At 64.6% G+C, this 11,579-nt stretch carries 14 protein-coding genes and 3 riboswitches; of the genes, 9 read left to right on the top strand and 5 right to left on the bottom strand.

Going from position 1 to position 11,579, the window contains the following annotated elements; all coding sequences use genetic code 11:
• Positions 1 to 3: 3 nt before the first annotated feature.
• Positions 4 to 222, top strand: a riboswitch (cobalamin riboswitch).
• Between the two features lie 34 nt (positions 223 to 256).
• Genes JI744_RS16560 through cobF form a run of 3 tightly spaced genes read left to right on the top strand, consistent with a single transcriptional unit; the run spans position 257 to position 2,074 of the window.
• Entirely contained in the window at positions 257 to 430 is a 174-nt protein-coding gene (locus tag JI744_RS16560) for a CbtB domain-containing protein (protein WP_202662287.1), read from the top strand.
• 17 nt (positions 431 to 447) lie between these two features.
• A complete protein-coding gene (locus JI744_RS16555; protein WP_202662286.1) occupies positions 448 to 1,233 on the top strand; it encodes a CbtA family protein in 786 nt (261 codons plus the stop codon).
• 52 nt (positions 1,234 to 1,285) lie between these two features.
• Positions 1,286 to 2,074: a precorrin-6A synthase (deacetylating) gene (gene cobF / locus JI744_RS16550; RefSeq protein ID WP_202662285.1), complete on the top strand. Its 789-nt coding sequence runs from the start codon at positions 1,286 to 1,288 to the stop codon at positions 2,072 to 2,074.
• Here cobF and bluB read toward each other — a convergent pair.
• The gene (gene bluB, locus JI744_RS16545; RefSeq protein WP_202662284.1) at positions 2,047 to 2,727 is read right to left on the bottom strand and encodes a 5,6-dimethylbenzimidazole synthase; all 681 of its coding nucleotides are present in this window, start codon (positions 2,725 to 2,727) and stop codon (positions 2,047 to 2,049) included. The two genes, cobF and bluB, sit on opposite strands and share 28 nt — an antisense overlap.
• 52 nt (positions 2,728 to 2,779) lie before the next feature.
• Positions 2,780 to 2,965: riboswitch (cobalamin riboswitch) on the bottom strand.
• Between the two features lie 24 nt (positions 2,966 to 2,989).
• On the bottom strand, positions 2,990 to 3,463 hold the full coding sequence (locus JI744_RS16540; RefSeq protein ID WP_202662283.1) for a 6,7-dimethyl-8-ribityllumazine synthase: 474 nt from the start codon (positions 3,461 to 3,463) through the stop codon (positions 2,990 to 2,992).
• 75 nt (positions 3,464 to 3,538) lie between these two features.
• Positions 3,539 to 3,668: riboswitch (FMN riboswitch) on the bottom strand.
• Between the two features lie 146 nt (positions 3,669 to 3,814).
• Between JI744_RS16540 and JI744_RS16535 the strand changes: the two genes are divergently transcribed.
• Genes JI744_RS16535 through JI744_RS16525 form a run of 3 tightly spaced genes read left to right on the top strand, consistent with a single transcriptional unit; the run spans position 3,815 to position 6,950 of the window.
• The gene (locus JI744_RS16535) at positions 3,815 to 5,314 is read left to right on the top strand and encodes a DUF4153 domain-containing protein (protein WP_202662282.1); all 1,500 of its coding nucleotides are present in this window, start codon (positions 3,815 to 3,817) and stop codon (positions 5,312 to 5,314) included.
• Positions 5,311 to 5,985 (top strand): response regulator, encoded by a 675-nt coding sequence (locus JI744_RS16530; protein ID WP_202662281.1) that lies wholly within the window; start codon positions 5,311 to 5,313, stop codon positions 5,983 to 5,985. The genes JI744_RS16535 and JI744_RS16530 overlap by 4 nt, the downstream gene beginning before the upstream one ends.
• Positions 5,982 to 6,950, top strand: a complete 969-nt coding sequence (locus JI744_RS16525; RefSeq protein WP_202662280.1) for a sensor histidine kinase — start codon at positions 5,982 to 5,984, stop codon at positions 6,948 to 6,950. The genes JI744_RS16530 and JI744_RS16525 overlap by 4 nt, the downstream gene beginning before the upstream one ends.
• Before the next feature lie 104 nt (positions 6,951 to 7,054).
• On the opposite strand, the gene JI744_RS16520 is transcribed toward JI744_RS16525, so the two are convergent.
• The gene (locus JI744_RS16520) at positions 7,055 to 7,684 is read right to left on the bottom strand and encodes a class I SAM-dependent DNA methyltransferase (protein WP_202662279.1); all 630 of its coding nucleotides are present in this window, start codon (positions 7,682 to 7,684) and stop codon (positions 7,055 to 7,057) included.
• A gap of 65 nt (positions 7,685 to 7,749) precedes the next feature.
• Positions 7,750 to 8,397, bottom strand: coding sequence for a carbonic anhydrase (locus JI744_RS16515; RefSeq protein ID WP_202662278.1), 648 nt, complete (start codon positions 8,395 to 8,397; stop codon positions 7,750 to 7,752).
• Between the two features lie 143 nt (positions 8,398 to 8,540).
• Here JI744_RS16515 and JI744_RS16510 point away from each other — a divergent pair, with 143 nt between their 5' ends.
• Genes JI744_RS16510 through JI744_RS16500 form a run of 3 tightly spaced genes read left to right on the top strand, consistent with a single transcriptional unit; the run spans position 8,541 to position 11,192 of the window.
• Positions 8,541 to 8,927 carry a hypothetical protein gene (locus tag JI744_RS16510; RefSeq protein WP_202662277.1) on the top strand — a complete coding sequence of 129 codons (387 nt, stop codon included), beginning with the start codon at positions 8,541 to 8,543 and terminating at the stop codon, positions 8,925 to 8,927.
• 57 nt (positions 8,928 to 8,984) lie between these two features.
• Positions 8,985 to 10,373 carry a leucyl aminopeptidase family protein gene (locus JI744_RS16505; protein ID WP_202662276.1) on the top strand — a complete coding sequence of 463 codons (1,389 nt, stop codon included), beginning with the start codon at positions 8,985 to 8,987 and terminating at the stop codon, positions 10,371 to 10,373.
• Positions 10,374 to 11,192, top strand: coding sequence for a C40 family peptidase (locus JI744_RS16500; protein WP_202662275.1), 819 nt, complete (start codon positions 10,374 to 10,376; stop codon positions 11,190 to 11,192).
• Positions 11,193 to 11,196: 4 nt separating this feature from the next.
• On the opposite strand, the gene JI744_RS16495 is transcribed toward JI744_RS16500, so the two are convergent.
• A complete protein-coding gene (locus JI744_RS16495) occupies positions 11,197 to 11,538 on the bottom strand; it encodes a DUF2794 domain-containing protein (RefSeq protein WP_202662274.1) in 342 nt (113 codons plus the stop codon).
• Positions 11,539 to 11,579 lie beyond the last annotated feature (41 nt).

Genomic DNA, 11,579 nt, shown 5'->3' with positions numbered 1-11,579 from the left:
GACATGCAAATGAAGAGGCAAGGTGTCCCATCAGGTGCAAAGCATCGGGACTGAAACGGGAATGGGGAAGGGGCGGACCAAAACAGGCGCCCCCATCCCCAGCCGCCCCCGCGACTGTCAGCGGTGAGCGGGCTTTCATCAGGCCACTGCCCTTTGGGGCGGGAAGGCGAAAGCTCGTGATGACCCGCCAGCCAGGAGACCGGCCTTGGGACGTGAAACACAACTGCCGTCGGGTGTGACGGCAAGGAGAGATATGATGACGATTTCGACCACGGCCAAAACCACCGCGCTTTCCAAGGCATTCGGCCCTATCCTGATGATGGTGGTCCTTGGCTCTTCGCTGATGTTCGTGGCGGGCCACGCCCAATCGGCGGCGCTGCATGATGCGGCGCATGATGTGCGCCACGCGACCGGCTTTCCCTGCCACTGAGCGCATAACTTAAACCCATGTTCAAACGCATGTTCGTCAGCGCAGTAGTCGCTGGCGGGGTGGCGGGCTTTTTGGCCGCTGCTCTGCATTTCGCATTTCTGCAAGACCGGCTTTTGCTGGCAGAGCAGTATGAATCCGGGGCCCTGATCCATTTTCAGGCGGCCCCTGCCATGGGCCATGATCATGCCGCAGGTGAATCTGCCGACCATGATGATGCCGCAAACGGCGAGGCCGGTCATGACCATTCCACCCCCCAGGGTGCAGTCGACGGGGATGGGCACAGTCACTCGCATGAACCCTCGGGCGGCAGCCTTGGCCGCAATGGCCTGACGGTCATGTTCGACGTGCTGGTCTATGTGGGCTTTGCCATGCTGCTGATCGCCGGGTTCGGCGCAGCAGAGGCGACGGGGCGGCGCATCGGTGCGCTGGAAGGCATCCTGTGGGGGTTGGGTGGTTTTGCGGCCATTCAGCTTGCCCCTGCGATGGGGCTTGCCCCGGAATTGCCCGGCACGCCCGCCGCCGCCCTTGGTGCGCGGCAGGTCTGGTGGTGGATGACGGTCTTGTGCACGGCGGGCGGCTTGGGCCTGTTGGCCTATGGCCGTGGCATGGCCCTTGCCGCTGCGGGTGTGGCGCTGCTTGCGCTGCCACACCTTATCGGTGCGCCCGAGGCAGATGGCTATGCCGGGGTCGCGCCTCCGGAACTGGCAGCCGAATTCGCCGCCCGCGCGCTGGGTATCGGGGCAATCGCCTGGGCCTTTCTGGGGTGGTTCGCCAGCCGCCTCTGGTCAGACAAGCCCGCATGATCCTGCGGCGCGCCGTCTTGACGGCGCGCTGCCTTTCCTGAATGACCGCAGCATGACAGCCCTTCTCCAGCTTTCCCTGATCGGCATCGGCACCGGCAACCCCGATCATGTGACGGGGCAGGCTGTGAAGGCGATCAATACCGCCGACCTGATCCTTTTGCCCCTGAAGGGCGAGGACAAGGCCGATCTTGCCGGTCTGCGCCGTGCGATCTGCAATGCGGCTCTGACCAACCCCGCCACCCGGATCGTGCCGTTCGATCTGCCACAGCGCGACCCGGCAACGCCCGATTATGTAGACCGCGTGAACGATTGGCACGACGCCATCGCGGCGGTCTGGGCGGACCACATCCACGCCCATCTGGCGGCGGGCGGCGGGGCGAATGTGGCGCTGCTGGTCTGGGGTGACCCGTCGCTTTACGACAGTACCCTGCGCATTGCCGAGCGGGTGGGCCGCAGCCTGCCCATGACAGTGCAGGTCATTCCCGGCATCACCGCGATCCAGATGCTGTGCGCCGCCCATGCCATTCCGCTGAATGACCTTGCCGCACCCGTGGTTATTACCACCGGCCGCCGGTTGCGCGGCCATGGCTGGCCGCAGGATGCCGATACGGTCGTGGTGATGCTGGATGCCGGTGGTGCGTTCAGCACGCTGGACCCTGCGGGCACCGAAATCTGGTGGGGTGCCTATGTTGGCATGGCCGAACAGATCCTTGACCATGGCCCCTTGGCCAGCGCCGGGCCGCGCATCGTGGCAACCCGCGCCAAGGCACGGGCTGACCATGGCTGGATCATGGACATTTATCTGATGCGCCGTCAGGGCGTGGCACCCCAGCCGTCCTGAAACACCAGCCCCTCTAGTGGCAGGCGGTCACGCCAGCCTTTGGCCTGTAATTCCGGCTGGGTATAAAGCTCGCTCACATGACCAAGGCACAGATAGGCCACCGGCACCACATGGTCTGGCAGGCCAAGGATGCCGCGCAGCTCTTCCTCGCGGAAGATGCTGACCCAGCCGACGCCCACGCCTTCGGCCCGCGCCGCCAGCCACAGGTTCTGCACCGCGCACACCGTCGAATACAGGTCCATGTCGCGGTTGTGTGTGCGCCCCAGTACCACCTTGCCGCCGCGCGTGCGGTCGCAGGTGATGCACAGGTTGATCGGGGCATCGGTGATGCCTTGCAGCTTCAGGCTGGAATAAAGCGCCCGCTTTTCTTCGGGAAACATCTCTGTCGCTTCGTCATTGGCGCGGGCGAAGGCCGCCTGAACCCGTGCCTTAACACCCGCATCGCGGATGACGATGAAATTCCACGGCTGCATGAAGCCGACCGAAGGCGCGTGGTGGGCGGCGACCAGCAGCCGCTGTACCAACGCTTCGTCAATTGGGTCGGGCAGAAACTGGCTGCGCACGTCGCGTCGAGAAAAGATCGCGCGATAGACCGCGTCGCGCTCATCATCAGAAAAGGCCCCGGCGGGGGCCAGCTTGGACTCTGGTTGCATCGACATATCCCCTGTCAGGCAACGAATGCTGACAGGGCCGCCGTCCGCGCGTCCCCGCCGATCTTGCCTGGCCGGTCTTCTGACTTGGCGTCGCCGGGGCACCGCGCCTTCCCGGGCCGGAACCCAGTGGCATCTTGCGGACCCCTCGGCCTTACAGCGTTGGGCACGTCGCGGGGTTGCACCGCGTTCCCGATTATCCCGGCCTTTGGGGCCGGGCACCAGACAGGGCAGCGCTAACCTGAACGCGCTGCCCTGGCAAGTCTTAGGCGGCGCTGGCCTGACCTTCGGCAGCAAGACGGGCATCCAGATCCAGGATCTGGCGCACGGCATGGGCGGCCTCGGCCCCCTTTTTCACGAAATGCTCGGTGTAAAACGCCGTCAGCTCGGCCACCGGCTGATAGTTATGCGGCGTCAGCGAGACCGAGAAACACGGCACACCGGTTTCCAGCCCCACATTCATCAGGCCGGTCACCACCGCTTCGGAGACGAATTCGTGGTGATAGATGCCGCCGTTCACCACAAAGGCCGATGCGACGATGGCATCATACTTGCCGGTGCGGGCCAGCTTTTTCGCCACCAGCGGCATTTCGAACGCGCCGGGCACGTCGAACGCCTCTACCTTGGCATTGGGCATCAGTTTCGCCGCTTCGGCGACAAAGCCTTCATGGGCACGGTCCACGATGTCATCGTGCCAACGGGCCTTGATAAAGGCGATACGGGGGAATTGGGTCGTCATTTTGCGGAACCTTCCGTTGCTACACAGTCAGGTCCCAAGGCATGTCCCGAATACAGCCGGGTCGCCCCTGCTGCACGCGGTTCTCTTTCATCCGGACTATACCGTCGGCCCCGGAGTTTCACCGGATCTGCTGACCCTTTCCGAAGAAAGGCGCTCGCGGGCTATAACCGCCGGTGGGGAATCGCACCCCGCCCTGAGAACACCGCATCCCTAACACGTCGTTTTTCACCCCGCAACGGTTTGGCTGTGCATGGATGCACCGCCTTGGTGCGCTGCACAAATCCTGCGCAAACCCTGCGCCGGGCCTGCGGGGGGCACCGTTCACTCCTGCCGCGAAACCCGGAGGCAGAGATGACGACGAAACGCCTGACGATCCACGGACTTCCTACTGTATTGGCGCGCGACGGGTGGTGGCTTGGACCAGAGCCAGACGCCGTGCCAGACGCGGCGCCAGAGGCAGGCAGCACCGGGTCTGGCGCTATGGCAGGTCGCAGTCTGTCGCCGCTGGCCAGTCGTGGGCTGGGCCTTGTGGTGCTGGTGGTGCTGGGCGATCTGCTGTTCTGGGGGCAGGTGCCCGGCCTGTCTCTGGCGGTCTTCGCCGGGGCGGTGTTTGGCCTGGCCACGATGCAGGTGCCGGGGCTGGCCAAGGCCCGGCCTGCCGGGTTGTTGGTCTTGGGCCTGTTGCCGGTGGTCGAGTATGTTCAGGCGCTGTCGCTGGCCTTTCTGGCCCTGTCGCTGACGACTGCCATTGTCTGGGCGCATCTGCCGGGATTGACGGCGGGTGGCAAACTGGTCTCGGGTCTGCGCCTTTTGGCCCGGCTGCCGCTGGGGGGCATTCTGGGCCTTTTGCATCTGGTGATGAACCGCTCCGCCCGGCCTGGCAGCATCACGTCGCCGCGCAGTTTTCTGCGAAACTGGGCGGTGCCATTGGGCGGCACGCTGGTTTTTGCCGCGCTGCTGGCCGATGCCAACCCGCTGATCGAACAGGCCTTATCGCTGAATTTCGATGCCGTGCGGCTGATCAACCGTGCGGCCTTTTGGGCAGGCATCGCCCTTCTGGCTTGGCCGCTACTGGATCTGCCTACCCCGGTGCATCTGGCCGCGCGCGCCGTTGCCTTGCCGGGGATCAACGCGGGTTCGGTCTTGCGGGCGCTGGTGATGTTCAACCTGCTGATCGGGCTGCAAAGCGGGCTGGACCTGTCAATCTTGCTGGGCGGCGCGCAACTGCCGCGGGGGATGAGCTTTGCCGCCTATGCCCATCGCGGGGCCTATCCGCTGCTGGCGACCGCGCTTTTGGCCTGGGCTTTTGCCCTGTCGGCGCGGCCCTATCTGGGCGAACATCGGCTGATCCGACCGCTGATGCTGTTGTGGCTGGGGCAGAACATGGTGCTTTGCGCCTCGGCCCTTTTGCGGCTGGATCTTTACGTGCAGGCCTATGGGCTGACCTATCTGCGGATTCGTGCCGGGATCTGGGTCGTGCTTGTCGCCGCCGGTCTCTGGCTGTGCCTGTGGCAGGTGGTGCAGCGTCGGTCGAACCTGTGGCTATTGTCGCGGGTGGCGGTGATGGGGTTGGCCACGCTTTACCTGTGCAGCTTTGTCAATTTCGCCGCGTTGATTGTGCGCCACAATCTGGCCCAGCCCCGCGGTGATGCCTGGTATACCTGCGCCCTTGGCCCCACCGCTGCTGCTGCCATTGCCGAAGCCATGGCGCAAAACCCCCAACTGACGCTGGACTTGCCCGGCTGTGCCCCTGATGCGCCCCAGATCACTGGCTGGCGGGATTGGGGGTTTCGCAACTGGCGCGTCGACCGCTATCTTGCGGCCCATCCGGTTGTAAGGTTTGTTCCGTGAAGATTCTGATCGTCGATGACGACCCTCGCTTGCGTGACCTGTTGCGCATTGCAGTTGAGCGGGCAGGCTTTACCGCCGTCACCGTTGCCGACGGGCAGGCCGCCCTTGTTGCCGCCCGCCGCGATGCCCCTGACCTGATGGTGCTGTATATCGGTTTGCCAGAGATTGACGGGTTCGAGGTGTGTCGCCGCCTGCGCGCCACCTCTGACCTGCCGGTCCTGTTCTTGACGGCGCGGGATGATGAGGTGGACCGCATCGTCGGCCTTGAGCTTGGCGCCGATGATTACGTCACCAAGCCCTTTTCGCCCCGCGAAGTGGTGGCCCGCATCCGCGCCATCCTGAAACGCACCAGCGGCGCGGGGCAGGGCCAAACCCTGCGCCACGGGTCCCTTGTGCTGAACCGGGCCGCCGCCGCTTGCCACATCGAGGGCCAGCCGATCCCGCTGACCGCGACCGAGTTTCGCCTGCTGGATCATCTGCTGTCCCACCCGGGTCGCCTTTGGCCCAAGGCGCGGTTGATCGACACAATCTGGGGCACGGGCAGTCAGGTGTCGGACCGCACGTTCGACAGCCATCTGCGTAACTTGCGGCAAAAGCTGGCAGTTGCGGGTCTGCCTGATGTCATTGAAACCCTGCATGGGCAGGGCCTGCGGCTTGGGGCGGTGGAATGACGGCGCGGCGCTGGCGGCCCTCGCTGGCCTTCGTTCTGGGCGGGGCTTTGTGCGGCACGTTGGGCCTGTCTTTTGCCGGGCTGCTGGCGCTGCGCAGTCTGGGGCCGCATCTGGGCTATGCCAATGCCGCCGCCGCACTGGGCCTTGCCATCCTGCTGGCCACCGCCGCCTTGGGCTGGCTACTGGTGCGCCTTCTGCTGCGCCCGATCCACGCGCTGGAGGCGTTTGCTTTGTCGGTTGAACAGAACCGCGCGCCGGAACCCCCCGCCCATTTCGGTACGCAGGAGCTGCACGCCACCGCCCGCCGCGTGATTGCCATGGCCCACGCCCTGCGCGATCGCGAGGCGACGATCCGCGCTTTCACCGATCACGTCACGCATGAGGTGAAAACCCCTGTCGCCGCGATCCATGCCGCCGTTGAACTGCTGCAAGACGGCTCGCTGTCGCCGCAAGACGCGCAACTGGTGGCGCAGATCGACGGCGCGCAGGCCCAGATTCAGGCGCAACTGGCCGTCTTGCGACAGGCCGCGCAGGCGCGTGAGGCGCGCTATCTGGGCCAGACCACGCTGGCCGACCTTGCACCCGCCCTGCGCAGCGATTTCCCCACGCTGACCTTTGGTATCGAAGGCGGCAGCCATGCCCTGCCCATGGCCGCACCCGGCCTGCTGGTCGTGCTGCGTCAGCTTCTGGCCAATTCGGTCAGCCATGAGGCGACCCATGTCTCCCTTGCCGCGCTGCACCATCCGGATGTGCTGATGCTGGAGGTCTCTGATAATGGCTCCGGCATCTCTCCCGGCAATGCCGCGCGCCTGTTCGAACCCTTTTTCACCACCCGCCGCGATCAGGGTGGCACAGGCATGGGCCTGACCATCGCCCGCAACCTGCTGGCCGCCCACAATGCCGGGATCGAGGTCGCGGCCAGCGACACTGGCGCCCTGTTTCGGCTGATTTTTCCCACGGTCTAGGACGGACCGATATTGCGCCCACTTGCCTTGGCGAAGGCCATCGCCTTCGCCACACGATGCAGCGGGAACCTGAGCCGCCCGGACATTAGCAGACAGCCGAACCCCTAAACCCGCCGGAACACCATCACCAGCCCCCGGTCATCCTTGTGCGGATGGTCGGCGCCCTCGTAAATCGCAATATCGCGGAATGCGACCGGCGTGATCTGCCCCAGCGCAACCATTCGTGCCAAAGCCGAGCCAAAGCCCGCCCCGTCAAGCACCGGTGCAATCGTGCCACAGGCAAAGACAGCGCCGGGCCGGGTGATGCGCAGCAGTTCGGGGAAACATTCCGGCCCGACATGGCCATGGGTGAAGGTGCCGCAGGAAATCACCGCGTCATAGCTTCCACCGGGAATCTCCAGCACTTTGGTCAGATCGCCCAGCATCAGGGCGCGGTACAGCCCCTTGCCGCGCGCGACCTCCAGCATCTCGGGCGTGATGTCCAGGGCATCGACCGTATGGCCACGCAGTGATTCTGCCACCAGCCCGGTGCCCGCGCCAATATCCAGAATTTCCGCATCGGCCCCGATTTCATCCTTCAGGATCGCCGCAATCTCACGCGGGGCGATATAGCCCCAGGCCGCGCCAAAGCTGTTGTCATAGCTTTCGGCCCAGGCGCCATACATGCGCTTGGCATCTTCGGGGCCGTCGATCTGATAGGCCTCGTCCAGATCGTAACCGTCATCCAGCGACATGGCATTCCTCTTGCGATTGGGTGCCAAGACCCTGATCACAAGCCCATGACGCCAGAATGACAGGCCTAGACGTTGACGAACCCGCCGCGCGCCGGGTCAAACTGCTGCAACTCGCCCTCGCCGGTGTTGTTCCACAGCCCGTGGATCGTCAGCTTCTCATCTCGCACCGCATCGGCGACAAAAGGGAAGGTCATCAGGTTTTCCAGGCTGACCAGAACCGCCTGATGTTCCAGCGCGCGCAGGATGTCATCCTTGCCCAGATGCGCCACGCGGTCGAAGCCGGGGCGCAGAATGTCCATCCAGCGGCCGACGAAGCTGGTCTTTTCCTCCAGCTGCGGGGCATGGCCGGTGCACATATCGTGACACCCCTTCACGCCGCCACAGCTTGAATGGCCCAAGACCACAATATGCGCGACCCCCAGCGAGGTGACGGCATATTCCACCGCAGCCGAGGTGCCGTGGCGTTCCCCGTCCGGGGTATAGGGTGGCACAAGGCCCGCGATGTTGCGGTGAATGAAGAACTCGCCTTCATCCGCGCCAAAGATCGAGGTGACATGCACGCGGCTGTCACAGCAGGAAATCACCATCGCACGGGGGTGTTGGCCGCTTTCGGCCAGACGACGATACCAGGCCTTGTTGTCCTGATAGGTCGTCGCGCGCCAGCCGTGGAACCGGCTGATCAGATAGGAGGGCAACGGGCGGGCAGCGTCCATCTTGTCATCCTTTCAGGTCTCTTGCCCCCGTCTAGGCTGCAATTGCAGAAAATTCGAGAGGATTCTTTTTCGGCCCTCAACGAAATCTTCAGCCTGTTTCGGCAGCATCAACCTTGGGTGTGAACAATAATCGGGTGAGTGTGATGGCCGACAATGTCGTGGCCCTCAGGCCAAAGGAATGCGTGCGTCAGGATGCCGAACCGATCGCAACGATCTATCGGAACCTGGGCACCGCATCGGCCGAGCAGGTCGTAACGCGGGAACTGGGCGAACTGGCGCTGACCATGGCGGGGTTGGCGCAACAGGTGCGGGGGCATCAGATCAAGGATCTGCCGCGCCACCTGCGCCATTTGCAGCGCATGGCGGAATCGCTGGGGCTGGTCAGTCTTGGCCTTGTGGCGCTGGATGTGCAGGATTGCCTGCGTCGCGCGGATTCCACCGCCTTCACCGCCGTCTGGGCACGGTTGCTACGGATCGCAGAGCGGTCTTTGGCACCAGACAAGGACTTGCTGGACCAGACCTTTCGCTGACCTCTTGCGGCGGCGCACGGGGCAGTGCAGCTTCGGGGCATCACGAAGGATGCCCCGATGACCCCGCAATTTGCCGATCCCGCAGCCCCCAGCCGCCCCTTGCATGTCGTCTCTGCCGAAGGGCTGGCCGCGTTTCTTGATGCCCAGCCGCCTGCGGTGAAGGCCTGGCTGACCGCTACGGGGTTTGATGGGGCGCTTGGCGAGCTGCGGCTTATCCCCGCTGCGGATGGGCAGGTGACGGCGGCTGTGGCGGGATACGGCAACGCCAAGGCGCGTGCCCGGACCCGCTTTGCTTTGGCCAAGGTGGAGGCGGGTCTGCCCGCGGGAAACTGGCATCTTGCGGGGGATCTGACAGCCGATCAGCAGGCAGAGGCGGCGCTGGCTTTTCTGTTGCAATCCTATCGGTTCGATCGCTATCGCCCCGGCAAGCCCGCCGCCGAAAGCGTGCGGCTGAAATTGCCGGACGGGCTTGATGCCGCTCGCCTGACCGCGATGGCCGAGGGTGAATTCCTGACCCGCGACCTGATCAACACCCCGGCGCTTGATCTGGGGCCGGATGATCTTCAGGCGGCGTTCTTCGCTTTGGCCGACCGCTTTGGCGCGACGGCGACTGCAATCGTCGGCGATGACCTGATGGCGCAGAACTTTCCCATGATCCACGCCGTGGGCCGTGCCTCACCCCGTGCGCCCCGGTTGCTGGAAATGCGCTGGGGTACAACTGGCCCAGCGCTGACCTTGGTCGGCAAGGGTGTGTGCTTTGATACCGGTGGCCTGAACATCAAGACCGGCAACTCCATGCTTTTGATGAAGAAAGACATGGGCGGTGCGGCGACCGTGCTGGGGCTTGCCCATATGATCATGCGCCTTGGCCTGCCGTTGCGCCTGCGCGTTCTGGTGCCTGCGGTGGAAAACGCGATCTCTGGCAACGCTCAACGCCCGCGTGACATTCTGACCAGCCGCAAGGGCTTGACGGTCGAGGTCAACGATACCGATGCCGAGGGGCGTCTGGTGCTGGCCGATGCCCTCGCCTTTGCCTGTGAGGAGCCTTGCGACGCGCTGATCAGTATGGCAACGCTGACCGGGGCCGCGCGGATCGCAGTCGGCCCCGATCTGGCGCCCTATTACACCGATGATGAGGTGATGGCGCAGGCGCTCGAATCCGGTGCGCGGACGGGCTTCGATCCGGTCTGGCGGATGCCGTTCTGGACACCCTATGACCCCATCATCGAACCCGGCATCGCCGACCTGGACAATGCGCCCGGCTGGGGCTTTGGCGGCTCGATCACCGCCGCGCTGTTCCTACGCCGCTTTGTCGAAGGGCCGCGTTACATGCACTTTGACATCTATGGCCACACCCCCGCCGATCAGCCTGCCCGCCCCAAGGGCGGCGTGGGGCAGGGCGCGCGGGCGCTGCTGGGGGCTTTCCCCACCATTCTGGGGCTATAGATGGACCGCCGCCTGACCCCTGCCACCGCCCGCATCGCGCACAGTTCCTTGCGCGGCAAGGTTGATGCCCCCGCCTTTACCGATGGGCAAAGGCTGCACGTCACCACACCGGTGGCCGATCTGTGCGTCAGCCCCGGCGGCGCGCGCGACCGTCAGCTTTTGCTGGGCGAAAGCTTTACGGTGATCGACCGGGACGCAGGCCATGCCTTTGGCTTTGCGGTGAAAGACGGCCATTGCGGCTGGCTGGATCAAAGCGCCTTGGCTGAAACCGCCAAAGCGACGCATTGGGTTTCGGCCCCCGCCACCCACCTTTACCCCGAACCCCGGGTTCAGGCCCGCGAACTGACCAGCCTGTCGCTGGGCGCCCGCGTTGCCGTGCTGGCCGCGGGCGAGAAATGGACGGAGACCACCCAGGGCTTCGTTCCCACGCGCCACCTTCGCGCCTTGGGCAATTGGGCCAGCGACCCGGTGGCCGTGGCCGAAAGCCTGTTGGGCACGCCCTATCTGTGGGGCGGCAATTCCCGCGCGGGCATCGATTGTTCGGGTCTGGCGCAACTGGCTTATGGCCTGTGCGGTGTGGCCATTCCCAGTGACAGCGATCTGCAACAGACGGCAGGCCATCCGGTCGCCGAAGGGGCCGAACAGCGCGGCGACCTGATCTTCTGGAAGGGGCATGTCGCGATCATCGTCGATGACACCCGGCTGATCCATGCCAACGGCCATACAATGTCGGTCGCTTATGAGGGGATTTCCGTCTGCATCGCCCGCGTGATGGCACAGGAAAACCGCCCCGTCATCGCCCGCCAGCGCCCAAGCTGATCCTTCACTCTACGGGGCGTACCTTTTCCAGCACCCGCAGCACTGCCGCCAGATCATGGCCGCGCCGCAGCACCTGCCCTTCGCTGCCAATAACCGCATACATTCCTTGCCGGGCACGCAGTTTGGGGCGCTTTTCGATCCGGTACAGCGGATATTCCGCCGTGCGCCGGAAGATCGCGAACACTGCCACATCGGGCAGCGCCGAAATCCCGTAATCGCGCCATTCGCCCGCCGCGACCATCCGGCCATAAAGGCCCAGAATCACGCCCAGCTCTTGCCGTTGAAAGCTGACCTGCTCTGGCAGGTGCGGGGAATGGGGAAAAGGGGTCGGCGATTGCACCGTCATGGGTAAATGTTACCCCCTTGGCGCCATTGGTCAAGCCTTGG

Source organism: Fuscibacter oryzae (genome assembly GCF_016765795.1).
GTDB lineage: Bacteria > Pseudomonadota > Alphaproteobacteria > Rhodobacterales > Rhodobacteraceae > Fuscibacter > Fuscibacter oryzae.
This window is presented reverse-complemented; position numbering and strand designations above follow the sequence as displayed.

What these genes read in the sequence shown, in the direction of transcription:
- JI744_RS16495 (WP_202662274.1), bottom strand. Translation starts at nt 11,538, where the DNA reads ATGACGGTGCAATCGCCGACCCCTTTTCCCCATTCCCCGCACCTGCCA.
- JI744_RS16560 (WP_202662287.1), top strand. Translation starts at nt 257, where the DNA reads ATGACGATTTCGACCACGGCCAAAACCACCGCGCTTTCCAAGGCATTC.
- JI744_RS16510 (WP_202662277.1), top strand. Translation starts at nt 8,541, where the DNA reads ATGGCCGACAATGTCGTGGCCCTCAGGCCAAAGGAATGCGTGCGTCAG.
- JI744_RS16500 (WP_202662275.1), top strand. Translation starts at nt 10,374, where the DNA reads ATGGACCGCCGCCTGACCCCTGCCACCGCCCGCATCGCGCACAGTTCC.
- JI744_RS16515 (WP_202662278.1), bottom strand. Translation starts at nt 8,397, where the DNA reads ATGGACGCTGCCCGCCCGTTGCCCTCCTATCTGATCAGCCGGTTCCAC.
- JI744_RS16540 (WP_202662283.1), bottom strand. Translation starts at nt 3,463, where the DNA reads ATGACGACCCAATTCCCCCGTATCGCCTTTATCAAGGCCCGTTGGCAC.
- cobF (WP_202662285.1), top strand. Translation starts at nt 1,286, where the DNA reads ATGACAGCCCTTCTCCAGCTTTCCCTGATCGGCATCGGCACCGGCAAC.
- JI744_RS16525 (WP_202662280.1), top strand. Translation starts at nt 5,982, where the DNA reads ATGACGGCGCGGCGCTGGCGGCCCTCGCTGGCCTTCGTTCTGGGCGGG.
- JI744_RS16505 (WP_202662276.1), top strand. Translation starts at nt 8,985, where the DNA reads ATGACCCCGCAATTTGCCGATCCCGCAGCCCCCAGCCGCCCCTTGCAT.
- bluB (WP_202662284.1), bottom strand. Translation starts at nt 2,727, where the DNA reads ATGCAACCAGAGTCCAAGCTGGCCCCCGCCGGGGCCTTTTCTGATGAT.
- JI744_RS16555 (WP_202662286.1), top strand. Translation starts at nt 448, where the DNA reads ATGTTCAAACGCATGTTCGTCAGCGCAGTAGTCGCTGGCGGGGTGGCG.
- JI744_RS16520 (WP_202662279.1), bottom strand. Translation starts at nt 7,684, where the DNA reads ATGTCGCTGGATGACGGTTACGATCTGGACGAGGCCTATCAGATCGAC.
- JI744_RS16535 (WP_202662282.1), top strand. Translation starts at nt 3,815, where the DNA reads ATGACGACGAAACGCCTGACGATCCACGGACTTCCTACTGTATTGGCG.